Annotated in this window: 22 protein-coding genes, 1 pseudogene and 1 riboswitch; of the genes and pseudogenes, 8 read left to right on the top strand and 15 right to left on the bottom strand. The window is 73.3% G+C overall.

Annotated elements, in window-relative coordinates; all coding sequences use genetic code 11:
* Positions 1-56 precede the first annotated feature (56 nt).
* Positions 57-620, top strand: a complete 564-nt coding sequence (locus tag AB0F72_RS32525; protein WP_360439401.1) for a TetR/AcrR family transcriptional regulator — start codon at positions 57-59, stop codon at positions 618-620.
* 119 nt (positions 621-739) lie between these two features.
* On the opposite strand, the gene AB0F72_RS32520 is transcribed toward AB0F72_RS32525, so the two are convergent.
* The 5 genes from AB0F72_RS32520 to AB0F72_RS32500 all read right to left on the bottom strand — a co-directional run bounded on the left by AB0F72_RS32520 (position 740) and on the right by AB0F72_RS32500 (position 10,870).
* Entirely contained in the window at positions 740-1,753 is a 1,014-nt protein-coding gene (locus AB0F72_RS32520) for a hypothetical protein (protein ID WP_360439398.1), read from the bottom strand.
* A gap of 50 nt (positions 1,754-1,803) precedes the next feature.
* Complete coding sequence (locus tag AB0F72_RS32515; protein WP_360439395.1) at positions 1,804-6,924, bottom strand: ATP-binding protein; 5,121 nt, start codon at positions 6,922-6,924, stop codon at positions 1,804-1,806.
* Complete coding sequence (locus tag AB0F72_RS32510; protein ID WP_360439392.1) at positions 6,921-9,104, bottom strand: CHAT domain-containing protein; 2,184 nt, start codon at positions 9,102-9,104, stop codon at positions 6,921-6,923. Before AB0F72_RS32510 ends, AB0F72_RS32515 begins: the two co-directional genes overlap by 4 nt.
* Positions 9,101-10,570: a hypothetical protein gene (locus AB0F72_RS32505; protein WP_360439389.1), complete on the bottom strand. Its 1,470-nt coding sequence runs from the start codon at positions 10,568-10,570 to the stop codon at positions 9,101-9,103. The genes AB0F72_RS32510 and AB0F72_RS32505 overlap by 4 nt, the downstream gene beginning before the upstream one ends.
* Positions 10,571-10,666: 96 nt before the next feature.
* Positions 10,667-10,870 (bottom strand): hypothetical protein, encoded by a 204-nt coding sequence (locus AB0F72_RS32500; RefSeq protein WP_360439386.1) that lies wholly within the window; start codon positions 10,868-10,870, stop codon positions 10,667-10,669.
* 71 nt (positions 10,871-10,941) lie between these two features.
* Between AB0F72_RS32500 and AB0F72_RS32495 the strand changes: the two are divergent.
* Positions 10,942-11,043, top strand: a pseudogene (locus AB0F72_RS32495) (type II toxin-antitoxin system Phd/YefM family antitoxin); the annotation flags it as partial.
* A gap of 33 nt (positions 11,044-11,076) precedes the next feature.
* Here the strand turns inward: AB0F72_RS32495 and AB0F72_RS32490 are convergent.
* The 4 genes from AB0F72_RS32490 to AB0F72_RS32475 all read right to left on the bottom strand — a co-directional run bounded on the left by AB0F72_RS32490 (position 11,077) and on the right by AB0F72_RS32475 (position 13,893).
* Positions 11,077-11,235 (bottom strand): hypothetical protein, encoded by a 159-nt coding sequence (locus AB0F72_RS32490; protein WP_360439458.1) that lies wholly within the window; start codon positions 11,233-11,235, stop codon positions 11,077-11,079.
* A 77-nt stretch (positions 11,236-11,312) separates the two neighbouring features.
* On the bottom strand, positions 11,313-12,578 hold the full coding sequence (locus AB0F72_RS32485) for an MFS transporter (RefSeq protein WP_360439383.1): 1,266 nt from the start codon (positions 12,576-12,578) through the stop codon (positions 11,313-11,315).
* A gap of 86 nt (positions 12,579-12,664) precedes the next feature.
* A complete protein-coding gene (locus AB0F72_RS32480) occupies positions 12,665-13,252 on the bottom strand; it encodes a hypothetical protein (protein ID WP_360439380.1) in 588 nt (195 codons plus the stop codon).
* A 74-nt stretch (positions 13,253-13,326) separates the two neighbouring features.
* Positions 13,327-13,893 (bottom strand): TIGR03086 family metal-binding protein, encoded by a 567-nt coding sequence (locus tag AB0F72_RS32475; protein ID WP_360439377.1) that lies wholly within the window; start codon positions 13,891-13,893, stop codon positions 13,327-13,329.
* A 202-nt stretch (positions 13,894-14,095) separates the two neighbouring features.
* A riboswitch (cobalamin riboswitch) is annotated at positions 14,096-14,169 on the top strand.
* Positions 14,170-14,226: 57 nt separating this feature from the next.
* On the opposite strand from AB0F72_RS32475, the gene AB0F72_RS32470 reads away from it, so the two are divergent.
* Entirely contained in the window at positions 14,227-14,433 is a 207-nt protein-coding gene (locus tag AB0F72_RS32470) for a CbtB domain-containing protein (RefSeq protein WP_360439374.1), read from the top strand.
* A gap of 1 nt (position 14,434) precedes the next feature.
* Here the strand turns inward: AB0F72_RS32470 and AB0F72_RS32465 are convergent, their stop codons facing one another.
* The 3 genes from AB0F72_RS32465 to AB0F72_RS32455 form a co-directional block, all read right to left on the bottom strand.
* Positions 14,435-15,466, bottom strand: coding sequence for an LCP family protein (locus tag AB0F72_RS32465; protein ID WP_360439371.1), 1,032 nt, complete (start codon positions 15,464-15,466; stop codon positions 14,435-14,437).
* A 64-nt stretch (positions 15,467-15,530) separates the two neighbouring features.
* The gene (locus AB0F72_RS32460; protein ID WP_360439368.1) at positions 15,531-16,328 is read right to left on the bottom strand and encodes a nitroreductase/quinone reductase family protein; all 798 of its coding nucleotides are present in this window, start codon (positions 16,326-16,328) and stop codon (positions 15,531-15,533) included.
* Positions 16,329-16,488: 160 nt separating this feature from the next.
* The gene (locus AB0F72_RS32455) at positions 16,489-17,376 is read right to left on the bottom strand and encodes an EamA family transporter (protein WP_360439365.1); all 888 of its coding nucleotides are present in this window, start codon (positions 17,374-17,376) and stop codon (positions 16,489-16,491) included.
* A gap of 70 nt (positions 17,377-17,446) precedes the next feature.
* Between AB0F72_RS32455 and AB0F72_RS32450 the strand changes: the two genes are divergently transcribed.
* Both AB0F72_RS32450 and AB0F72_RS32445 read left to right on the top strand, forming a co-directional pair.
* The gene (locus AB0F72_RS32450) at positions 17,447-18,313 is read left to right on the top strand and encodes a LysR family transcriptional regulator (RefSeq protein ID WP_360439362.1); all 867 of its coding nucleotides are present in this window, start codon (positions 17,447-17,449) and stop codon (positions 18,311-18,313) included.
* A 142-nt stretch (positions 18,314-18,455) separates the two neighbouring features.
* On the top strand, positions 18,456-19,322 hold the full coding sequence (locus tag AB0F72_RS32445) for a hypothetical protein (RefSeq protein WP_360439359.1): 867 nt from the start codon (positions 18,456-18,458) through the stop codon (positions 19,320-19,322).
* A gap of 155 nt (positions 19,323-19,477) precedes the next feature.
* Here the strand turns inward: AB0F72_RS32445 and AB0F72_RS32440 are convergent, their stop codons facing one another.
* Complete coding sequence (locus AB0F72_RS32440; RefSeq protein ID WP_360439356.1) at positions 19,478-20,491, bottom strand: NAD(P)-dependent alcohol dehydrogenase; 1,014 nt, start codon at positions 20,489-20,491, stop codon at positions 19,478-19,480.
* Positions 20,492-20,670: 179 nt separating this feature from the next.
* Between AB0F72_RS32440 and AB0F72_RS32435 the strand changes: the two genes are divergently transcribed.
* The 3 genes from AB0F72_RS32435 to AB0F72_RS32425 all read left to right on the top strand — a co-directional run bounded on the left by AB0F72_RS32435 (position 20,671) and on the right by AB0F72_RS32425 (position 22,143).
* Positions 20,671-21,021, top strand: coding sequence for a helix-turn-helix domain-containing protein (locus AB0F72_RS32435; RefSeq protein ID WP_360439353.1), 351 nt, complete (start codon positions 20,671-20,673; stop codon positions 21,019-21,021).
* Between the two features lie 134 nt (positions 21,022-21,155).
* Positions 21,156-21,455 carry a hypothetical protein gene (locus tag AB0F72_RS32430; RefSeq protein ID WP_360439350.1) on the top strand — a complete coding sequence of 100 codons (300 nt, stop codon included), beginning with the start codon at positions 21,156-21,158 and terminating at the stop codon, positions 21,453-21,455.
* Positions 21,456-21,621: 166 nt separating this feature from the next.
* On the top strand, positions 21,622-22,143 hold the full coding sequence (locus tag AB0F72_RS32425) for a GAF domain-containing protein (RefSeq protein ID WP_360439347.1): 522 nt from the start codon (positions 21,622-21,624) through the stop codon (positions 22,141-22,143).
* 111 nt (positions 22,144-22,254) lie between these two features.
* On the opposite strand, the gene AB0F72_RS32420 is transcribed toward AB0F72_RS32425, so the two are convergent.
* Positions 22,255-23,034, bottom strand: a complete 780-nt coding sequence (locus AB0F72_RS32420; protein WP_360439344.1) for an endonuclease/exonuclease/phosphatase family protein — start codon at positions 23,032-23,034, stop codon at positions 22,255-22,257.
* 101 nt (positions 23,035-23,135) lie between these two features.
* The gene (locus tag AB0F72_RS32415) at positions 23,136-23,855 is read right to left on the bottom strand and encodes a GNAT family N-acetyltransferase (protein ID WP_360439341.1); all 720 of its coding nucleotides are present in this window, start codon (positions 23,853-23,855) and stop codon (positions 23,136-23,138) included.
* Positions 23,856-23,969: the final 114 nt, after the last annotated feature.

The raw sequence follows: 23,969 nt of genomic DNA, 5'->3' as shown, positions 1-23,969 counted from the left end.
TGAGTTAGCGTACGATGCGTACCGTGGCGGCAGGGCAGCGGCGGCGAGGTGCGGAGTTGGAGCAGGCGATCCTGCGCGCGGCCGCCGAGGAACTGACCGCCTCCGGATACGCCGGCATGACGATGGACAAGGTCGCTCAGCGTGCCGGCACGAACAAGAACGCGATCTACCGACGCTGGCCACAACGCGCCGCGCTCGGCGTCGCCGCCTACAAATACCTGGCCGATGCCCGCATTCCAACGCCGGACACCGGCAGTCTCCGCGGCGACGCGTTGGACCTGCTGCGGCGGGCCAACGCGACCTGGTCCTCACCGCGGGGGGCGATCCTGCGCGACCTTCTCTCGGCGGCCGCCGACGAGCCGGCGTTGCTGGAACTCCTGCGCGCGCAGGCCGGTGGCGGCGCGATGAACGCCGCATGGTTCACCCTTATCAGCCGGGCGGTGGCCCGTGGCGAGGCACCCCCCGAAGCGGTGCAACCGCGGGTGGCGGCACTGCCGATGATGCTGCTGCGTGGCGAATACGCTCTGCGCGGCGTCCCTGCTGTCCCCGATGAGATCCTCGTCGAGATCGTTGACGAGATCTTCCTGCCATTGGTCCGTGGCCGGGGCATGACCGACTAACCGGCCGGGAATCGCGGAACCGGCGCTGGATGGGTCACAGACCGTGCTGGTCGATGGCGTCCAGGTCGCGCAGCGGTCGGCGGCCGCGAGGCCCGCGCCGGGCCGGGTGTCCGGGGTAGTCACAGCAGCGCCGCCAGGTCCAGGTCCCGGACCGCCGCGGCCGGCGGCAGCCCGCGCGTCGCGACCAGATCGGCGACCGTGCCGGCCCGCTCGCCGCCGGACGCGCCGAGCGTGAAGCCGTCCAGTTCGTCGCGGACCAGCCGGGCGACCCGCCTGCGGTCGTCCGGCGTCAGGTCGGCCGCGGTCACCACCCGCGACAGCAGGTCGGCGCGCAGCTGGGCGAAACGTTCGGTGTGCCCGAGCAGCTGCGCCTCGTTCGCCAGGCCGATCAGGGTGTCCCACTCCGGGAACCGCCAGTCGTCGCGTTCCGCCATCATCTCCAGGCGCACCACCAGATAGGCGACAGGCTCACCCCCTCCGGTACGCAGGAGCCTGCCCTTCTCGACGGTGAACGAGCCGGCGGGCAGATCGTCAGCCGTCGCCGCCGCGCCCATCAGGTACCCGGGCTGCAACCCCTGCGGACCCGCGGCGAGGCTGCGCTGCAGGGTCAGCACCGGGCGCAGCCCGCCGGCGTCCATCCGGTTGTCGATGCGGCTGATGCCGGCGGCGACCTTCCCGGCGACGCCCGCGACGGTGGCGAGCGGCGGGGTGAGCAGCGACGAGAACTCACCGAGGATGTCCAGCGCGATCGCCAGGTCGTCCTGGCCGGCGACGTCGAGCAGCGACACCTGCAGATCGACGGTGCCTCCGGCGTACGGCAGCAGCGCGGTCAGCGGGATGTCCCGGCGGATGCCGGGTCCCTCCTGCCCCTGCGGCGGCCGGATGATCGTGGAGAGGACGGTGTCCGGGCTGCCGCCGAAGGAGAGCCGGGTGGAGGCCTGCACGGCCGGGAACCGGTCGGTGGCGGCACGCCGGTCCTCCGCCAGGGACATCTCGGAGAGCCAGAGACGCAGATACCCCCGGTACGCCCGGATCGGCTCGCCCTCCCCGACGAACGTGTCGACCAGGGGTTTCGCGGCGGACGACCACCAGGTCCGGACCCGGCTCCAGAGTTGTTCGGCGGCAGTGGTCATCACTCCTCCTCAGGGGCGGATCATCGTGCGGGGCGCATCGTGTGTGCGGGTCAGACCAGGAAGTGCAGCACGTGCAGGGCGATCTGCCGGGCCGTCGTGAGCTGGCCGGTGCTGCCGCCGTACCCGATGATCGTGTTCTTGATCTCCGCTGTGGTGCGCGCCAGCGCGGCGTGGGAGGGGCGCTCCCGGCGTCCGGCGAGTCGCCCGATGTGCCGGACCACCGGGCTGACCAGGTCGAACGGCAGTGCCGGGAGGACGATGAGGGCGTGCGCGCCGGTGGCGGCGCGGACGGCGAACTGCCGGAGCAGACCGGTGTCGATGTCGTTGTAGTACAGCGGGCCGTCGTAGGGGACGTCCTGCAGCACGATCAGCGGGCACGTTCCCGGATCGAGGTCGTCGGGCGCGATCACCACCTCGTCGGCGCGCTTGTCCTGACGGTTGCGGGCGTCGAGGCGCAGCAGCACACCGTTGGCGGTGAGCAGCGGCGCGCCGACCCGGTGCCGGATCCGGGGGGACGGCCCGGTGGAGACGGTCTCGACGCTGCCGTGCTCGGCGACCTCCGGGGTGACCAGGTACGGGCGGTAGCCGTCGCGGACCGCAGCCGCGCAGCCGGGCGGGGCGATGATGTCCAGGCCGCCGGCGGCCCACATCGCCGGCACGTGGTTGCCGATGGAGCTGCCGGCGGTGTTCCGGGCCCAGGTCAGCTGCCAGGCGTCGGCGGAACCCGTGGCCGCGGCGATGGCGGCCTCCCAGTCGAGGGCGGCGTGGTCGGCGTCGACGTGCAGCCGGCCGTAGCGGGGGCCGGTGGTGAATCCCGGACCGAGGTCGATCCGCAGCTGCGGCACGCCGTCGCGGACGTAGCCGCCCATCAGGGTGTCCCAGCGGTCCCGGCGGCGCAGCAGCAGGCGGCGGGCCTTCTCGGCCGACGGTGACGGTCCCCGGCGGGCCCGGATCTCGACGCCGGCCTGGTCGCCGGTGACGTGCGCGCGGGCGTTGCCGACGCCGAGGGCCCAGACGATCCGGCGGCGCGCCGCCGGTATCACGCGGACAGCGCCGATGGCGGCGAGCGCCAGGAGCAGGATTGTGGTGAGGGTAATGGCCAGCAAGACCCTGACGAGCTGGGCCACTGATCGACCGGGAGCCGCCTCGGGGAGAGGGGCGGGCAGCCAGGTCGGCAGACTCGGCTGGGGTGCCGGGTCGCCGACGTCAGCCGGCGGTGAGCATTGCGCCAGCAGCACCGTGAGCAGGACCAGCAGCAGCAGGATCGCCACGACCGAGGTCAGGACACGCCGGAGCCGCCCATGTCGTGGCGTCGACGGCGCGGCCGGGGCCGGCGGCGCGGCGGGGGCCGGGCGGCTCGGTGCCGGTTGCATCTGAGCCGGTTGCACCGGTGCCGGACGCGTCGGCGCCCGGTGCATCGGCGCCGCCGTGGACCGTGCTGTGGCGGCTGCCGCGGTCCGGCACTGGTCCAGCCACGCCCGCCACGGGCCCCGGTATCCGGTTGCCGCCGGCAGGTCCGGCCAGGCCGGCAGGTCCGGGTCGCCGGTGTGCTCGCGGAACTCCGCGTACCGGTCCGGCAGGTGGTGGTCGGTTCCGGGCGCGGCGAGAGTCGCGCAGACCGCGGCCTGCAGGGCGATCACCGGGCTGCGGCCCCGCGCGGCCTGCAGGGCGACGTCCAGCAGTTCCACGGCCGCGTCCGGTTCGCGCAGCGCGAGCAGTTCCCCGGTTTCCAGGGCGGCTTCGGCCACGGCGACCGGCGGGGCGGACAGCCGGGCGGCGCGGAACGTGTCGGAGCGGGGCGGCTCGGACCGTACCCAGGCAAAGGGGTCGGCATCGACGAGCCGGAACTCGATCTCCCCGGGGTGCCCGGACAGCCATGCGCGCAGCTGGCGCTGCCCCGGGCCGTCCCCGATCCGGATCGCCTGCGCGGCGGCGGGCCGCAGGCCGGGAACCGTGGCGCCGGACCGCGTCCAGGTGATCTCCGGTAGCGGGATCCGGCCGGTCACCGGGTCGCGCGGCTGGGTGGACCACCAGGCCAGCCAGTGTTCCGGGTCGTCCGCCACGTCCGGCGTGTGGGGCGCCGCGACCCCCTCGGTCAGCAGCCGGGCGGCCCAGAGCCGGGCGTCGATCCCGGTGCCGAGCAGCCCCGGCGGCAGCGGGCTGCGCATCCGGCGGCTGAGCCAGGCCAGGGCCAGGTTGGCGTGCCGTTCGGTGGCGTCCTCGGCGCGGCCGGCCCGGGCGGCACGGCGATGCCTCTCCAGGACCTCGCGGGCCCGGTCGGGGCGGCCGGCGGCGAAGTAGCCGCGGGCGACGGTGACGAACAGCGGCGGCACCGCGTCGTGGATCAGCCGATCCGGGCGGCGCTGCGCGGCGTACTCGTCGGCGGCGGCGATCGCGTCCAGCGCCGCGGCGGGAACGACGCCGGACGCCAGGTCGGCCTGCAGGCATTGGGAGACCAGCCGTTCCCCGTCGACGGTGCCGATCCGCCGCAACCCGTCGCGGAGCCAGCGCTGCCGGCCGGCGGCGAGCGTGGTGTCGCGCAGGCCGAGCCGGGCCCGGTGCAGCCGGATCCAGGTGAGCGGGTCCGGCCGTCCGGGCAGGTCCACCGCGGCCGTGCCGCCGCCGTGCCGCGCCGTCTCCTCGGCGGAGATCAGGTAGGAGTCCGCCTCGCGGGCGTGCGGCGCGGTCATCGCCGCGAGGGCCACCCCGGCGGCCGCGGCGGCGTCCGGGGCGAGGTCCCGGCCGCTGAACCAGCCGATGGCGGCCTCCCGCAGATCGGCCAGGTCGGCGGGGCTGTTCTGTTCGGCCAGGGTCTCCAGCGCCGCGGCGATCGCCGCGTCCATGTCGAGCACGGTGGTGGCCTGCCGGACCAGGGTGACGATCTGGTCGCGTTCGGCCCGGGTGGACGGCCGGCGGCGGGTGGCTGCCGCGCCGAGCAGGGCCCGGCGCAGCAGCCAGGCGGCGGTCCAGATGTCCCAGTCGGAGGCGGCCGGATCGTCGGGCCGGTGAGCGCCCGCCACCTGCTCGGCGACCGCCGCCCAGAGCGGTTCCAGGTCGGCGAACGGCTGCTGCCGCCGCTGCAGGCCGATCGCGGTCGCGGTGAGGGCGGCGTTCAGCAGCGGACGGCCGGTGTCGTCGGTGAGGTCGCCGAGCACCCGGGGCAGCACGGCGGCGGCCCAGTCCCAGCGCCGTTCGACAGCGACACGCTCCTCGATCCCGGCCCAGAGCGGGGCGGCCCGGTCCGGCTCCCGCAGCCGCAGCGCGGTGATCACGTGGTCCGCGCCGACCCGGTCCAGGGGCTGCTCGGTGACGTGCCGGGACAGGTGCTCGGCGAGCAGCTCGCGGGTGGCGCCGAAGCGGGCCCGGCGGTGCGGGCGGGCGGCCCAGCGCAGCAGGCGCGGGCGCAGCAGTTCGGCGACCCGCAGGAGGGGCGCGGCGGTGTCCGGGTCGGTGGCGGTCTCGATCCATTCCTGGTCGGCGAGCCGGGCCACGGCGGCGGGCCCGCTGATGCCGGCGCCGGCGACGACCGGGGCGAGCAGGGTCTCGTCGACGGTGCCGAGCAGCGCGACGGCGGGCAGCAGGCGTTCCAGGGCGGGGTCCTGCAGCCGGGCGACGATGCGGGCCTCGACGTACGCGTCCTCGCCCGCCGTGCGCAGCCGCTGCCCGGTGAGCTCCGGTTCGGACTGCCACCACGACCGGTAGAGCGCCAGGTCGAAGGGGTTGTACCGGTCGCCGCCCGCCGCGCCGTGCTCCCCGGCGGTGACCAGCCCGGCGGTGCGGCCGGCCTCCGGGGACCGGGCCAGGATCTCCCCCACCAGCTCGGCCGGCATCCGCTCGGCGCTCAGGTAGGCGACGGCCTCGGTGCGGGTGAAGCCGCGCAGCTCGAGCCGGCTCAGGTAGGCGCGGGGCGGCAGCGGGCCGGGCGCGGGCAGGCTCCAGCCGGCGCCGCGGGAGGCCAGGTGGCGGCGCCCGGCGAACAGCACCCGCACGCCGGGCGCCGCCGCGTGCACCCGTTCCAGCAGGTCGAACGTGCGGGCCAGGGCCGGCGCCTCGGCGTCACCGGGATGCAGTTTGGCCAGTTCCTCGCAGGTGTCGAGGATCAGCAGGACCGGTTGCGGCAGCGCGGACAGGAACTGCCCGAACTGGGTGATCGCCAGCTGCACGAGGGGTCCGGTGTCGGCGTCGGGCGACGACGAGGCGGCGTGCACGCTCGCCGCCATCTCCAGGAACGCCTCCAGCAGCCGCCCGCGTCGCGGGTCGTCGGCGAATGGCGCGAGCTCGTCGGCGAGCTCGACCAGCAGCTGGACCGGCCGGCGCATCGGGTACGCCGGGCTGAGGTGGTCGAAGTCGACCCGGGCCACCGGGAACGCGGCCATCTCCTGGTCGCGGGCGAACAGCCCGCAGGACAGGTAGCGGATCAGCATGGTCTTGCCGACGCCGCCCATCCCGATCAGGTGCAGCGCCCAGGTCGCCGGGTCGCCGCGGATCAGGTCCCGGATCGCGGTGATCTGCTCGTCGCGGGTCACGAAGGCGTCCAGGGCCCGGACGTCGTGCCGGCGCCGGTATCCGAGGTGGACCAGCCGGCGGGCCCGGATCACGGCGGACGCCAGGTGCGGGGCGAGCGGGCCGAGAGCTTCGGCGGTGGCCAGGGCCGCCATCGCCCGGGCCAGGTCGTCGGCGGCGACCGCGTCCCGGACCCGGGTGAGCAGCGCCTCGCCGGGGATGTGGCCGTCCCCGGCGAGCACCAGCGCGGCCCAGTCGTGGACGGCGGCGCCGATGTCGTGGCCGTCGTGCTCGGCGTCCAGGACCCGGCCGGCGATGGTCGCCGCCACCTGCTGGACGTGGGCCGGGCCGAAATGTTCGAGGCAGCGGGTCAGCAGGGTGTCCCGGTCGCGCAGCCAGAACGTGACGTCCCCGGCCCCGGCCTCGTTGATCTCGACGAGCGAGGCCTGCGCGGCGTCGCGCACGAACGCCGGGACCGGGGCCGGGAACCGGGCCAGCTCGGCGGTCTCGGTGGTCCAGGACGGCGGCAGCGCCAGCCACAGCGCCCGCTCCTCGCCGAGCTCCCGCAGGACCGACGAGCCCGGGGTACGGCGGGCGAACCGCGCCGACAGTTCCGCGAACTGCTCGTCGGTCAGGTCGTCGGCGGTGATGTTCTCGTCGGCGGTCATGGCAGCAGGCCGTAGGCGCGCAGGATCTCGTCGTCGTCGCTGTCGCTGAGCCAGTTCTCGCCGGTGGCGAACGCGATGATGTCGTCGAGCTGCTCCCGGTCGTAGACCACCGTGCTGTCCTTCATCCCGAACCGGGCGATGCGCGCCCACGACGTGCGGGTGAGCTGGCGCGGGGCGAGGACCCGGACCGGCCGCCCGGCCACCCGCGGCGGGTTGAGCAGCCAGCACTGGTAGGCGAGCAGGTCCACGTCGGTCTCGTGCTCGTCGACCAGGTCGCGGAAGTGCCGCACGTCGCGGACCTCGCACCAGGCCGGGCCGGCGCCGGGGAGACCGAGGTCGTCGAGGCGCGCCCCGTCGGCGACGGCGGTCTTGCCGAACACGACGGTGGGCAGGATGTCGACGCCGTTGCCGAACCCGGTCGGTCCCAGCACCCCCTGGTCCAGCAGGCCGTCGAGGGCGGCGTCGTACAGGTGCAGGTCGTCCAGGAGCAGCAGCGGGCGGCACCGGGCGGTGAACGGGTCGCCGGTGGTGGCGGCGCCGGCGGCCAGCGCGAACAGGTCGCGGCGCAGCGGGCCGGCCAGCACCGGCAGCGACACGTCGGCGCCGGTGGCGGCGCGGCTGATCCGGTCGATCAGCGCGGCCGCCGGCCCGGCCGCGGGCAGCTGCGCGTAGCCGGCCAGCAGCGGCAGGGTCTCGCCGGTCCAGCCCTGGTCGATGCCGAGCACCTCCCGGACGTACAGGATCTGGTTGGTGATTGTGAGGGCGAGGTCACGGGCGCCGGCCGGGGGCTGGGAACGCTGCCGGCCGGCGCTGCTGAACGGGCCGATCATGCAGGGCACGTGACCGGCCCGCAGCGCCGCGGCGGCCAGCTCGCGCAGCAGCCGGGTGCCGCCGTACATGGCGGCGCCGGTGGTGCGCGCGGCGAGGACCGCGAGCCCGTCCTGCGGGTCGAGCAGCCGGTCGAGGTCGGCGAAGAACTCGTCACGGCCGACGAACACCGGCGGCCAGTCCAGATTGAGCCGGCGGACCCGCTCCTGGACGGCCCGGGTGCGGGTGGTGTCGACCAGCCGGAACCGTTCCGGGAAATCCGGCAGCACGAACAGCGCGGGCAGCGCCCAGTCCAGGCAGTTCAGGTCGGTGCGGCCCTGCCGGTGCGCGGCCCGCCGGCCCTCCCGCACCGCGCGGGTCAGCGGCAGCCCGTCGGAGACCGCCGCCGCCACCGCCCGGGTGAAGACCCGGCAGGCGGTGTCCGCGATGTCCCCGGCCATCGCGACCACGACCGGCACCCCGCCGGCCACCAGGGTCGCGGCCAGCGGCGCGCCGCCCTCGCTGAACGCCACCCCGCTCGCGCACGCGCTGACCACCGCCGCGACCGGCAGCGGCGCCTTGCTCTCCAGCGCCTGCAGCAACTGCGGGCCGGTGACCTCGACCGTCGCCGCGGGGTCGTCGTCGGCGCGCATCTCCAGCAGGGCCTGCCCGGTCTGCTCGTCCCACCGGCCGTGGCCGATCAGATGCACGATCTGCGGGGCGAACCGCGCGCAGGCGGCGCTGATGCCGGCCAGACCGGCCGGGGCGAGGACCCGCTGCCGGATCCCGCCGCCGCGCTGCATGGCGCGCAGCACGCCGAGGAACTCCGTGCCGGCGCGCACCCGCGGGTCCGACAGGTAGCTGCCGACGGCGAACAGCACCTGCGGGACCGTGCTGATCGGGGCGTCGCCGGGCAGCGACGCCCGCGAGCCCGGCACCTCGCGCAGCAGGACCACCGGCAGCTGATCGCGCAGCGCCAGGTACTCCTCGCCGTCGTGGATCAACTCCCAGATCATCCGGTGCAGCGCGCCGTCCCCGGCCGGCCAGGACAGCCGGAACTCCAGCACGTCGGCCGGGTCGGCGTGCTCCCGCACGGCCGTCCACAGGGTGTCGCCGATCAAGAACCGGAACAGGATCCGCCCGTACGCGTGGACGTCCGCGGCGGTCGCGCTGCGATCGGTGATCAGGGCGGCGAGCGCGGCCAGTGCCGTGCCGTCGCCGGTGGCCGGATCGGTGGGCCACCAGCGGCCCTCCTCGTCGACGTGGGCGTCGAGGGTCCGCCGGGCCTGCGCGCCGCCGGCCATCCGCACGGTCACCTCCCACCGCGGGGCGGTGTCCGTGCCGGTCCGGGCGACGGTGATCGCGACTTTCACGGCTCCTCCTCGACCGCGGCGCTGAACAGCGCGTCGCTCACCGACCGGGCGGCCCGCCGCACCGCCGCGGCCGGCGCGGCGGTGGTCGAGCGCAGCCCGCTCGGCCCGCAGGCGGGCAGGACCGTCAGCAGCCGGCGGCTCAGCCGGTCGCCGTCCGATGCGCCGCCCGCGCCGGTGCCGGCCGCGGTCCGGGTGCTGGTCCGGGCGCCAGTCCCCCGTGTCCCGGCCGTCGCGCCGCTGCCGTGCCGGTCCGCGGCGATCCCGGCGCTGGTGTCGCGCCAGGCGGCCACGGCGCCGGCGACGCAGAGCCGGGCGGCGTCCACGGTGGCCGACGGGCGGGGCTCGGCCGTGGCGGTCAGCTGCCGGCGCCACACCGCGGCGGCCTGCCGCCAGGCGACGGCCTGCGGGGCGGCCACGGCCAGGGTCGCGCTGCCCACCGGCACGGTCAGCAGCGCGGCCGCCACCGCCGGGACCCGCTCGAGCAGGCCGGTGACCCGGGCCGCCAGCGGTCCGGACCCGGCCGGGCCGCGACCCGCGCCGCCCGGGTCACCGGTACTGGCCGGGTCACCGACGACGGCCGGCTCTCCGGTGATCGCGGCGAGCAGGGCGAGGCGCACCAGCGGCGGCGGGTATCCCGGGGCCGGCGACCGCAGGACGCCGTCGCCGGCGCGCAGCTCCAGCTCGCCGACCGCCCAGGTGATCGCCGGTCCGGTCAGGACGGCGGCGTACGCGTCGGCGAACATCTCGGCCGACCAGCGCTGCCAGCCCAGCACCTCGTCGTCGCCCGCGCCGGCACGGGCCGCGGCGTCCGCGACGACGTCGCCGGCGGCCGCCCCGGCGTCCGGGGTCAGCTCGAACTGCACGTGGTGGCCGGTCTCGTGGGCCAGCAGCACCAGCCACCAGGGCCGCCAGGCGACCCGCTCGGGAAGGGCGATGACCGGGACCGGCATGGCGCGGACCTGCGCGGCCAGTTCACTGTCGCGCACCGCCGCCAGGTCGTGCGGCACGTCCTGGCGCGGCGTGGTGGACGCGGAGATCTGCGGGTCGAGGTACGGCAGCGGCGCGGGCCCGGGCCGGCCGGCTCCGGTGAGCTGCCAGGCCGGCGCCCAGCAGCTCCACACCACCTCGTCGGCGGCCTGCAGCACGTCCCGGGTCCGCGGGTCGCGCCGCTGGTCGAACCGGGTGGCGAACCACTGCCACAGCCGGCGCACGAACACGGTCCGCCGGTCGGCGCGCCGGCACGCGTCGTAGACCTCGCCGGCGTCCCGGCCGGTGTCGAGGCCGGCCAGGTGCTCGCGGTTGCGCAGCAGCGCCGGGCGCAGCACCTCGGACAGGGTGGACAGCTGGGTGCCGTGGCGGCCGAGGAGCCCCGGCGCGGAGGCGAACCACGCGTCGAGTTCCGTGGCGAAGCGGTCCACCTCGTCGATGGACTCGGCGACTCTGCTCACGGCCCGCGACGGGTGCACGCCATCACGGTAGGAGCGTGCCGGGCCTGCCGGAACAGCGCCGGCTATCAGATCTAGGACCCTGGGGCGCTGTCGTCCGCGTTCTCCGCGGTGCGGTCAGCCGGAGCGTCGGATTCTGCGCATGAGCATCGCCCACACCCCGGACCCGGCCCCGGCATTCCCGGTGATCGCCCCGGCGGCGGAGCCCAGGGCGAGGGCGTTCGCGCAGTCCGGGCACACCTCGCGTCCGGTGACCGTCTTCTCGAACGGCTCGCGAACCCGGCGACCGCAGTCAGGGCAGTCCCGGCCTGACAGTCCCATCCGTGCCTCCTGCGATCGGGTCGGGAGAAGTGTATTCCGTACAGGGTGTACAGGATGGCTATGGTGGGGAAATGGATGACACGGTGACCGTGACGCAGGCGCGCGCCGAGTTCGCGGATCTGATGAATCGTGCCGCCTATGGTGGCGAACGCATCGTGGTGACCCGACACGGCCGGCCGATCGGCGCGTTGATCTCGGCGGCGGACCTAGAACGCCTTGAACGGCTCGATCGCGAACAGGAGGCCGGTCAGGGTACGCCGGTCGTCCGGCTCGGTGGCGGGCCGGTCGGGGAGGCCGGAGCGCCGCCGGCGTTCGGTGGTCAGGGCTTCGGTCTCGCCGCGCATCATCAGCCGCCGAGTGGACATGCTTGAGGATGGGTCGTGCGTGGCGCAGGTCGTCCGCGCCGGGTCGTGGGTGGATCGTTCGGTGACCGAGGACCCGGTCAGGGCTGGGCGCTCGGGGTCAGCTCGGGTTCGTCCTCGCCGGTCACGGTGCGCTGGCGCGTCACGCTGACCGCGGCGGCGGCCAGCACGCCCAGGGCGATGGTCCCGACGGCGGTGACCAGCATGGCGTCCAGGACCCCGGCGGTGGTCACCAGAACGCCGCCGAGGCCGACCCCGGTCTGACTGGCGATGATCATGACGGTGCTGCGGGCGGCGAGGACCTGGGCCCGGGAGTCGGGCGTCGTGGAGCGTTGGAACAGTGCCACGGTGATCGAGCCGTAGGGCGCGTAGATGAATCCCGCCACGGCGAGTGCGGCGACGGCCACGATCGTCGGTGCGCCGAGGCCGAGTGGCAGGAAGGCCATCCCCACGCCGATGACGATGCCGCAGACCGTCGGCCACAACGGCCAGTCGCGCAGGTATCCGGCCGCGAGCCCGCCGGCGACCGCGCCCGCGCCGAATGCCGTGAAGTACCAGGCCAGTTGAGACGCCGGGGCGTGCTGGTGGTCCGCTACGTAGATCGGCAGACCGACTTCGATCGGCCCGTACAGGGCGTAGAAGCCGAAGGTCAGCAGGAGCAGCCAGAGCAGCCGCGGGTCGGTGAGCACCACGCGGAAACCGGTGGCCCGGGAGGGGCCTCGGCCCGCCGCCGCCGGTGGGCGCCGGGGTACGCCGAACCGGCAACTGACGGCGAGCACCAGGAAGGTCACCGCGTCGAGGCCGATGACCCAGCCCGCTCCCTGCCAGTCGATGAGTAGGCCGGCGACCAGCGGGCCGATCAACGTGCCGGTCTGGATCAACATGCTCACCAGGGCGTTGGCCGGTAGCTGGTCGCGTTCCGGAAGCAGCTCCGCCAGCAGGGTGAACACGCCCGCCGAGCCCCATGAGTGCAGGACCGACGACAGGGCGAGCAGCGTGACGAGCAGCCAGATGTTCAGTACTCCGCAGGCGGCCGCGATCGCGACGGCGCCGAGCGAGAGCCCGCGCAGGGTGGCGTCCCAGGTGACCAGCTGGGCGCCCCCGCGTCGCCGCAGCAACCGGGCCAGCGCGAAGGTGCCGATCACCCCGGGGAAGGTGTAGGCCGCGATGGCGAGCGACACCCACATGCTGTGCCGGTCAGGCGGGGCGATCTCGATCGCGAGCCAGGCCACCGCGATGGCGCTCATACCGTCGCCCACGAAGGAGGTGGCGAAGCCGGGCAGGAGGCGCCGGACCCGGGCGTCGCGCAGCACGGGTGCGTAGGGCGCGAACCATGCTCTGTACATGTTGTAAGTATTGTACAAACTCGCCGACGCGAAAGCCGGCCCGCGTCAGCGGCGCGCCGATCGCGTCGTCTGACCGAGCCGAGACGTCAGCTCTGGAAGGGGATCGTGCCCTCGGTGCGCCGGGAGCGCCGCATCACCCCGGAGTCACGGATGCCCGCCCGCACCCGGTCCCGGATCTCCCAGATGCCGATCAGCAGGACCGTCAGACCGGCCAGCCGCATGCCGTTCTGCACGGCTTCGATCTGCACGGTCCGCACCATGCCGTCGATGTCCTCGGCGGACGTGTCGACGTTCAGCCCGAGCAGGACGGACGCGAAGATCGCCACGTTCCACACCGGCACCGACCAGTGCGAGAGCACCGGGTCCGGCTCGGCGACGTAGCCGCGCAGCGCCTCCTTGGTGCGGTGACGCCAGACGAAGAAGCCGATCAGATACGCGAGGATCAGCGCCGTGCCGAGCAGGCTGAGCGGGTCGACGTGCTCGACGACCCAGATCAGCGTCGGCGAGGCGTCGTCGTCACCGGATCGCAGGTGGTACCAGACCGCCAGGTCGCAGACGAGGAACAGCACGGTGAGACCGCCGGTCGCGGCGACCGCCAGCATCAGCGCGCGCGTGCCCCACTCCCAGGTCTTCGGCGTGCTCGCCGGAACCCACCCGTCGTCCTCGGTCGTCATCGGTCCCCGCCCCTCAAGATCAACTATCGCGGGGAGAACCTAGTTGATCAGAAGAAGCGAGGGAAGAACGGGTCTCAGGGCCGCCAGCGCGGGTCCCGTCCGGTCCGGGCCAGCAGCTGCTCCAGCCGGTCGGCGCCCTCCGGGGCCGCGACCTCCGGGCCGAACGCGCCCATCGTGCGGCCGGTCTCCGCCATCACGTCGAGGAACTCGGCCGTCGCGTCGAGCAGCGCCGCCGGCACCTGGTACGGCTGACCGGTCGCCGCCGCCAGATCCCAGCCGTGCACGACCAGGTCCGCGAGCAGCATCTGACCGAGCGTGCGCTGCGGCAGGCCCATCCCGGGCGACACCCCGTCCAGCGCGGCCGGATCCGACCAGTTCTCGCCCAGCCGGGCCAGATCGTCGTCCAGGGCGGCCCGCCAGTCCCCGGTCAGCCGATCCGGGCCGGCCGACCAGTCGACGTCCTTACGATGCGCGAGGGCCTGGAAGTTCGTGGTCACCTGCAGCAGGTGGTTGAGCAGGTCACGCACCCGGAACTCGGCGCACGGGGTGGGCGCGCCGAGCCGATCGTCAGGGATGCCGCGGGCCACCCCGCTCACGACGGGTGCGGCGGCCTCGAGCAGTTCGCTGATCTCAGTAGACATCCGCACAGCGTAGAGAGGGCACCGGGCACGGGCCAGCACTTCACCCGCGGCGATTCACGGCGAGCAGAAAGAGATCTTGGGCACTCGATGACCCGTACCGCCAGGAAAGCGCGCGGGAAACGCCTGGCGCGCCCACCGCGGCGGTTGTGCGCGGGACACCACGGACACTAGGTTGAGGGAACCGAAACTGCGGCGTCGCGAGGGAAACCGGTGAGAACCCGGTGCGGTCGCGCCACTGTGAACGACATCCGTCCAGGGTGCCGTGAGTCAGGACGCTCACGCGTCGCAGGCCCCATCGATCGGGACGCGTCATCCCGTAGGAGTTGATTCGCCGTGCCCAAGGCATCCGCGCCCACCGCCACCACCGCCATTCCGGCCGTCTCCCCGCGCCTGGTCGCCGCCGCGGCCACCGTCACCGGTGTCATGCTGCTGGTCGCCTACCTGGTCGCGTTCGACCAGGGCGCCCTCTCCCAGTCCGGGATGTACCTGCACGAGCTCATGCACGACGGCCGCCACCTGCTCGGCGTGCCCTGCCACTGAGTCACCGGTCGAGAGTGACCGCACCCGGGTGGTCCAGCAGGAACGCGGCCACCCGGTCGTTCACCACCGCGGCGAAGAACCCGGCGGCGTCGAGCCGCTCCCCCAGATACTTCCCGCGCTCGAAGACCGGCCGCCCCGGCAGGCCGACCGTCGTCACCGCCGCCACCTCGATCTCGCGCAGCTCGGCCACCCACTCGGCCAGGCTGTGCCGGCCACCGTTGAACCGCAGCGCGCCACCGGCGGCGCCCAGCACCGACCGCATCCGGGCCGCGCCCGCGCCGTGCAGCTGCCCGGCGACCGCCGTCAGGAACTGCCGCTGGTGCCGCTGCCGGTCGTAGTCGGAACGCGGCAGGCCGTACCGCTGCCGCACGTAGTCCAGCGCCTCCCACGGGCGCAGCCGCACCGGCGTCGAGCTCGGGCGATACACCTTCTGCGGCCCGGTGTACGGCCGGGCGCAATTCTGGTGACCCCGGCACTGACGCAACCGGTCGCGCGGTGAGCCGTCCGGCTTGCGATGCTCCGACACCACCCGCTGGTCGATCACCATGCTGACCCCGCCGAGCGCCGCCACCACGTTCTTGAACCCACCGAAGTCGATCACCGCGCTCGCGTCGAACGCGGCGATCCCGGTGACCCGGCCGACCGTCGTGGCGAGCAACCGCAGACCCTGCGCCGGATCGTACCGGCCGGCGCCGGCCTGCGCGCCCAGCCGCATCGCCGCATTGATCTTCCCGCGCTGCGCGGTGCTGCCCGACGCCGGGAACGCCGGGATCCGCACCACCAGATCACGAGGCAGCGAGAACAGGTACGCGCCCTGCCGGTTCGCCGGCACGTGCAGCACGACGATCGTGTCCGCCAGCGGCGCCTGATGCGAGCCACGCGGATCGATGCCGGCGAGCAGCACGTTCAGCGGCCCGTCGATCTCGGCGTGCCCGGCCACCGCCGGCGCCGCGGCCAGCGCCGGCAACAACAGCAGGCTCCCGGCGGCGACAGCGAGCCGGGTACGCAGCGGGGCGCGGCGTGGTTTCTGCACGGGACCTCCTCAGAAGACCAGCGCATACTCGCACGCCCCGCCCCGATATGTCCGGGTTTTGGCGTCAGCCGTCCAGGACCGGGATCAGCACCCGCTCCTCATGCTCCAGATGCGACTCCAGCTCCGCGATCAGCCGGTCCACCTCCGCCGCCAGACCGGCCCGCTCACCGGACCCGAGCACCGCCTGCAGCCGCTCCAGCACCGCCGCGATCCGCTCGTGCTCCACCCGCAACGCCGCCATCGCCGCCGCGAGATCCGGCCGCGACGCCTCCACGCCCGGGAACATGCCCTCGTCCTCCCGCACGTGATGCCCGTGCACCCCGGCACACAACGACAGGCAGTTCACCCGCAACTGCGCCCCCAGCACCGGCCCCGACCCGGCCACCTCCGCCCGGATCAGCCCCAGCTCCCGGCGGAACGCGTCATGCACGGACCGCAACATGCCACCCGGCGTCGACGCGGCGAACCGCGGCGGACCCGGAATCGCCGTCAGCGCCACCACCGGCAACACCCGGCCCGACACCCGCTCGTACTCCGCCCACCCGGCATCCTGCTCCACCGCCCGGGCGAACACCGCGTCCCGCTCCGCGCCGGCCAGCACCGCCGCCGACGCCTCATAGGTGAACACGCCGTCCTCCACGGTCACCCGCGGATGCGCCACCAGATTGCGCACCCACGCCGGATCCCGCGGCGACCCACCCGCCGACCCGATCACCAGCACCCGCTCACCGCCGTCCGGCAGATACCCCAGCGGCACCGTGTGCGGCCGCCCCGACCGGGCGCCCACCGTCGTCAGCAACAACAGGCGGGCCCCGGCGAACATGCCACCGACCACCCCGCTGTTGGCGCGGAACTCCTCCACAACAGAACTGTTGAAATCCATTCTCAGCTTTCAGCTCGAACCGGAAAAGGTCACGACGAAGAAGCGAGAATGCGGGCGGACCCCGCCGGCGAATCAAACGCCGGCCGGGTGCCCCACTCGGTAATGGCCCACGGCCGACCCGGCAGTCACGAGCGACACCCTACAACGACCGCGCCCGATGGGCGAGCACCGCGACCAGGTTCACCGCCACCACCACCACGATGCCCGCCCACTCGTGCCCCGCCAGGACCTCCCCCAGCAACACCAGCCCGGCCAGCGCGGCGAACACCGGATGAATGCTCATCACCACCCCGAAGAACCGCGGCGGCACGGTCCGCAGCGCCACCAGATCACACGCGTACGGCACCACCGAGCTCAGCACACCCGCCCCGACCGCGAACGCCACCGCCGGCCACGACCACGACCCCCGCGCCACCAGCGCCACGACCACCGGCACATACATCAGCGCCGACACCGTCGTCGCCGCCGCCGGCGCCTGCAGACCCGGCAGCCGCGCCCCCAGCAACCGGTTCAACAGGATGTAGGCCGCCCAGCACACCGCCGCCAGCACACCCGACCCGATCCCGAACCAGTCACTGCTGCCACCCGGCAGCACCAGCAGGTACACCCCGGCGCCCGCGCCCGCCGCACACACCAGATCCCGCCGCGTCCGCGACCCGCCCAGCGCCACCGCGAGCGGACCCAGGAACTCCAGCGTCACCGCCAGACCCAGCCCGATCCGGTCCACCGCCGTGTACAGGCTCAGATTCATCGTCGCGAACACCAGGCCGAGCAGCAGCGTCGGCCACCACTGCGCCCACGTGAACCGCCGCAGATTCGGCCGCGCCACCGGCAGCAGCACCGCCGCCGCCACGAACTGCCGCACCGCCACCACCCCGGCCGGCCCGATCACGCCGAACGCGTGCGCGCCCACCGCCGCACCCACCTGATTCGACGCCGCACTGCCCACCATCGTCGCCAGACCCGCCGCCAGCGACCGGCCCGCCCGCGGCCCGGCCACCGTCCGCTCCCGAACATCAGCACTCACAGCCGCCAGTCTGGGCACCCACACCCCGAGCACGGAAATACGCGGCGCACCCGGCTTATACGCTCAGCGCATGGATGTGGAGCTACGGCACCTGCGCGCCCTGGTCGCCGTCGTCGACACCGGCACCTTCACCGACGCCGCCACCGAACTCGGCACCTCCCAGGCCGCCGTCTCCCGCTCCGTGGCCGCCCTGGAAACCGCCCTCGGCGTCCGCGTCCTGCACCGCACCACCCGGCACCTCGCCCCCACCCCGACCGGCGAGCAGATCCTCGCCGGCGCCCGCCGCATCCTCGCCGAAACCGCCCACCTGCACCGCATCGCCGAACAGTCGCGCAGCGAACTCCGCGTCGGATACGCCTGGGCCGCCCTCGGCAAACACACCCGCCGGCTGCAACGCGCCTGGACCGGGGCGCCGCTCGTCTTCGTCCAGTCCAACACGGCCACCGCCGGGCTCAGCGAAGGCGCCGCCGACGTGGCCGTCCTGCGCCGCGGGCTGCCCGCCGACCCGGATCTGCGGATCGACCCCCGCTTCGACACCGCGCTCATCGGCCACGAGAACCGCTGCGCCGCCATCGCCACCGACAACCCGCTCGCCCGGCGCCGCACCCTGCGCGTCGAGGACCTCACCCGGTACACCGTCGCGATCGACGCCCGCACCGGCACCACCACCCCCGGCCTCTGGCCGCCCGGCCGGGGACCGGCCGCGATCCGCTCCACCCACGGCGTCGACGAATGGCTGACCCTGATCGCCGCCGGTCAGGCCGTCGGCATCACCTCCGAGGCGACCGCCAACCAGAACCCGCGACCCGGCGTCGCGTACCGGATGCTCCGGGCGGTCCCCCGGATCGAGGTGTGGCTCGCGTGGTGGCGCGACGACCCGCCGGCCCAGCTGTCCGACCTGATCCGGCTCGGCCGGGAGGCGTACGCGGAAATCTGATCCTGGTTTTTTTAGGGGATGTCGTTGATTCCTTTTTGCTTGTAAAAGCGTGCCCGGTGCAGCCGCGCACATCCCGTAAGCCATCCTAGGAAGATAGGATAATGGCCGGGCGGGTATCTTGATCTGCGAAAAGGAGGTCGCCATGCGGACGGTCAACCGCCGGCTCGCCCTCACGCGGGCACAGCTCACCGACGGCGTCTGCCCGGTGCCGGACGACCTCGCCCCGCGGATCCCGCACCCGGAAGCCGTCACGGTCGTGCTGGAGCACCGCCCGCACGGCTCGCCGCCCGCCGGGCAGACGGTCACCAGCGCGCTGGACGATCAAGACGTCTCGCAGCTCAGTGGCATCCCCTGGCCCCCGGACATCCACCCCGGCACGCTGATCAGGATCTCCTGGCAGCCCGCCAAGGACGAGATCCACCTGCGCACCGTGCCGCTCGACGAGCCGCTGCGCATCGACGGCGTCGATTACTTCCATGAGTACGACCCGATGGCCGTCACCCGCGAGTTCGACCCCGGCCGCTCCAACCGCGGACGGGTGCTGAACGTGGTCCGCCGGCAGGGCCGGGTCTACGAGGACGGCAGCGCCCTGTTCGCCGAGGCCGGACTCGCCGCCGCCAGCGGGCTCGGCCGCGGCGCCAAGGGCGCGTTCCTGCTGAAGAACGCCGTCGACCAGCTGATCCGGGAAGGCTACGTGACCCGGGTGACCGGCAGCCTGTCCGCTTCCGGTCTCCCCTCCTATCCCCCGGCGGACGGCGAGGAGACCGCCGAGATGCTCTTCTACGCGCCACTGGTGGAACCGGCGCCGCTGGCCGAGGCGTTCGGCGGGGACGGCACCGGAGAGCGCCGGGAGCACTGGGTCAGCGGCTTCCTGCGGAAGCTGCCACCGGGGGCGCAGGCGTCGGAACGGCAGCTGTCGCTGCACCAGCAGGCCCTGGAGACCGCGCAGATCGACGAGCCCCTGGAGCCGGGCTACACCTTCGTGAAGAAACACCACCGGCACGGCTGAGAGCAGACTCGTTCCGGGCGTCCCGGCACACGCCCCCTAGACCATCCTAGGAGGATAGGCCGTTGCCGGTGCTGGTGAGCCTCCGTCGCCACGAGGTCCCCGCCCGGCCGGGTCCGGGCAGGCGGGGACCTCGTGGCGCTTCTTCGCGGCCGGGGTCAGGCGATCTTGATGACGATCTTCCCGAAGGGGCCCTTGTCGAGGCGCGCGTAGGCGTCGCGGGCGTCTTCGAAGTCGAAGACGGAGTCGATGACCGGCCGGATCTTGTGCTCGTCGACGAAGGCGAGCAGGCGCTCGAATGCCCGGACGTGCCCGACGGCGATGCCTTGCACGCGGGCCTGGCGCCAGATCACGCTCATCAGGTCAAGCGCGGAGGCCTGACCGTCGAGGAATCCGACGACTGCGACCATGCCGGAGCCTTTGACGGCCCGGATCGAGTCGGCGAGGCCGTCGCCGCCGACGACGTCGATGACTATGTCGACGCCTTCGCCGCCGGTGAGGTCGAGTGCGGTGGTGGCCCAGTCGGGGGTGGTGCGGTAGTTGATCGTGTCGGTGGCGCCGAGTTCGCGGATGCGCGCGAGCTTGTCGTCGCTGCTGGAGGTGGCGATGACCCGGGCGCCGAGCGCGGCGGCGATCTGGGTGGCGAAGACGGAGACCCCGCCGGTGCCCTGCACGAGGACGGTGTCGCCGGCACCGATGTTGCCGTACTCGCGCATGGCGAACCACGGGGTGAGCGCGGCGATCGGCAGGGTGGCGGCCTCCTCGTCGGTCAGGTGCGCGGGCGTGGGCATGGCGGTGGCCGCGGTGAGTACGGCGTATTCGGCGAGGCCGCCGTTGAGCGGTCCACCGGTCTGGCGGTCGGTGTAGGCCTCGCGCCACGGGCCGTCGATCCAGTCGAGGTAGAAGTGTGAGGTCACGCGGTCCCCGACGGTGAACGTCGTGACGCCCTCGCCCAGAGCGGCCACGGATCCGGCGAAGTCCGCGACCGGGATGAGCCCCTTGGGCATCTTCTCGGGGGCGTAGATGCCCTCGACCAGCGCCTTGTCCCGGTAGTTCAGCGCGGCGGCCGCCACCTTGACCAGGATCTCGCCCGGCCCGGGAACGGGCACGGCCACGTCGTCGTAGAGGTGAAGGTTCTCGAAGCCGAAGTTGTCGAGTTTCCAAGCGCGCATGGCTGGTCCGGTCCCGTTTCGCGAGGTGTGGCGTTGACGTTCGGCACGTGCCGACGTCGCCACCGTACGACTCAATCTCGATAGCGGTCAAACTTCAGCACCGTCAAACTTGATGAGGGTCACTGATTCGACCGGCGTCGTACTATGGGGGTCCGCGCCGCGATCGCCGAGGAGTTGCCGTGCCCCGCCCCCGTGCCACCACCCGGACCATCGAGCACCCCGACGTCGCGCAGGTCTCCCTGCAACAGGTCCTGGAAGCCCTGGTCGACCCCGTGCGGCGCGGCGTGGTGACCCAGCTCGCGCGGGCCGGCGAGGAGATGAGCTGCGGCACGTTCGACGCGCCCGTGTCGGTGTCGACGCTGACACACCACTTCAACGTGCTGCGCGAGGCCGGCGTGATCCGCCAGTACTACGTGGGAACGATGAAGATGAATGCACTACGCCTGGAGGAGATGGAGAGCCGGTTCCCCGGCCTGCTCCCCGCGATCCTGGCAGCCGCTGGTACGGAGACCCGGACGGCACTCCGGTGATCGTCAGCGCCGCCCACGGCACGACAGGCGCTCCCGACCTCGACACGGGCGCGTGGCGCGGTGACATGACGCGGCACGGCTGATCGGGCCACCGCCGCCGGTGTATCGGCTGAGGCGATGGGCAACCACTGGCTATGAGCAGACCTGGCCAAGGCCGCCAATTCGATCCCGACCAACTGCGCCGCGACACCGAGCGGCTCGCCCAGCGAGGCCGGGAGCTGGCCACGCAGCGCGCCGAGGTCGAGCGGCAGGTCGCCGAGGTAGAGGATCAGGTCGCCGACGTCCACGACTGGCTGGCGGATACCCGCGGTGATGCCGGCTATCGTGACGTGGCTGACCGGGCGCGCGAGCACGCCGAGCAGGCTCGGCGGATAGCCGCTGAGGAACAAGCCGCAGCCGGCGATGGCGGGTCGGGCCGCCGCGGTGACGGCTGACGAATGCGGGCGCGCTGTGAGCCGGCGGGTCCTGTCGGCCGTTCAGAGTCTTTGCGCTGCCACCATCGGCGCGCACTGGCGGAACAACCCCGTCGCACCCGTCTGGGGCCCGGTCTCGGGTGTGCCGGCCCGTAGCGTCGGTGTTTCGCCTAACGGAAGGGCCTTTATGACGCTGGATGCTGCATACCGGTACGACGACAACCCGGTGGACGCGTTGCTACGCGTTGATCGTCTGAGTGCGGTGGCAGCATTGCTGCCTGCTGACGGAGCGGCGGCAGGAGGACTGCGGGAATTCGTCGAGCACGTTGCCCGTATCTACGAGGCGAACGTGGCGGCGTTGACCGCCATGCTCGACGGCGTGGTGCTGATGAGCGCCGCGCGCGGGGTGACTGATCGAGCGGGCGTGCCCGTGGGAGGGGCGCCCTGCACCACGGCCGTCATCCACGACGCACCGGTGCTGATCACCGACACCCATGACGATCGCCGGTATTCCGGCGATCCCCTGGTGATGGCCAGCGGGATGCGTTCCTACGTCGGCGTGCCGTTGCCGCTCGCCAACCGAGCCGTCGGCACCTTGTGCGTGATGGATCAGCACCGTGGCGCCTTCAACGAGGAGGATCTGCGGGCCTTGCAGAGCCTGGCCGCTCACGCGGTGCGGCTTCTCCATGCCACCCGGCACGGCGGATAGGGCTCTCAGCGCTGACAGCTGCCGCCGAAGGCGAATCTTCGGCGGCAGCTAATCGGATTCCGCAGGGCTAGGTTGTCCGCCGATGTGAGTACGTTCTCCGTCGCCGTAGCGTCACAGATGTTCGAACTCCAGCGTCGTCTCCACGCCGTAGTGGTCGGAGAGGAAGACCTCCCGGCCGTCGTCCAGCCGCACCGGTTCGGCGAACACCAGGCGCGCCCGCCCGGCCATCGCCCGGCCCGCCGCGCCCCGGATCAGCACGTGATCGAAAGCGGGCGGCGCGGGCCACTGCGGCGTCGGCCGGTAGGTCGGCCGGGTGTCACCGGCCAGCACGTCACGCAGTCCCGTCGCGGCGAGGAAATCGGCGAGCACCGCGGAGTCCCGCGGCACGTTCAGGTCACCGGCGACCACGACCGGCACGGCCGGATCCAGCGCCGCCAGCCGGCTCGCCAGGTGGTCGAGCTCGGCTCGTTCGACGCGGGTGTACCGGTTGCCGGGCGACCAGTCGTCGTCCCGGTTCGCCGACAGGTGCGTGTTCACCACCACCAGTTCGCCCCGCCCGGTGGCGACCGACACGATCTGGGCGCCCTTGCGCATCACCAGCTCGGGCCGCAGCGGGCCGGACATCGGGTACCGGACGAACCCCGAGCGGGTGATCGGCAACCGGGACAGCAGCACCAGCCCGCCCCGCAGCGCGACAGTCCCGGCGTACACGCCATGGCGGTAGGCCGGCGCGGCCCGGCGCAGCAGGCCGGCGCCGCGCCGGTACATGACCTCCTGGAGGCAGACGACGTCGTAGTCGGCCTCCGCCAGCCGTGCGCCGAGCGCCCGCAGACGATGCCGGGCGTCGCCCCGGAAGAGCGTGTTGAAGGTCAGCAGCCGCAGTGTCGTCACCCCGGAATCCGATCAGATGCCGAGACGCAGACTGATCTCGGGACCGTTGTGGAGTCAGAGGCGTTCGACGCGGAAGACCGCCACCTGCGGCGCGGCGGCGGCTAACCCGGCAGGACGAACGGCGTCGTCGTGGTCAGCGCCGTGAAACCCAGCCGCTCCAGGATCGGCCGGCTCTGCTCGGTGGCGTCCACCTGCAGATACTCGTAGCCCAGCTCGGCCGCCCGCCGGGCCCGGTACGCCACGAGCGCCCGATAGATCCCGCGCCCGCGCCACTGTGCCAGCGTCCCGCCACCCCAGAGACTCGCGAACGCGGTGCCCGGATGCAGATCCATCCGCGCCGCACACACCGGCTCGTCCCCGGCCATCGCCACCAGCATCAGCGTGGTCGGCGAACCCACCTGCGCCAGCAGTCGCGGCCGCAGCCACGGGATGCTGCCGCCGAACGCCCGCTCGCTGACGCCGACCATCAGCTCCACTCCGGCGGGATCGGTGACCTCCTCCACCCGTACCCCATCGGGCAGTCGGCTCTGCAGCCGCAGCTCACCGACCGCCGCGACCAGCAACGTCTCCGGCTCCTCCGCCACGAACCCGGCTGTCCGAAGCCGATCAGCGAGGTCCGCCGGCCGATCATGGCCGTAGAGCTTCCATTCGAAGCCCGCGCCCATCGCCAGCTGCCCGGCGATCGCCGCGTCGGCCGTGGACTCGTCCAGATCGGACCAGATGACCGCATTCCAGTCACCCTCCCCGCCGACGTGTCTGATCACCCGCCCGGACCGCTCGATCCGCGCCGCCGGCGTCTCCGGCCGGGCCTCCCGCCGCATCTGACGATCAAACAAAGCAAGCACAAAATCAAGATCCATCAACCCATCATTGGGTACGGCCAAAGCCCCGTCCCGCCGCCCCCGGCCGGACCGTCCTCGACGAGCGAGCGTTGG

It is taken from the genome of Actinoplanes sp. NPDC023936 (assembly GCF_040639325.1).
Lineage (GTDB): Bacteria > Actinomycetota > Actinomycetes > Mycobacteriales > Micromonosporaceae > Actinoplanes.
Note: the sequence above shows the minus strand (reverse complement) of the source record. Positions and strands in the feature narration are given on the sequence as shown.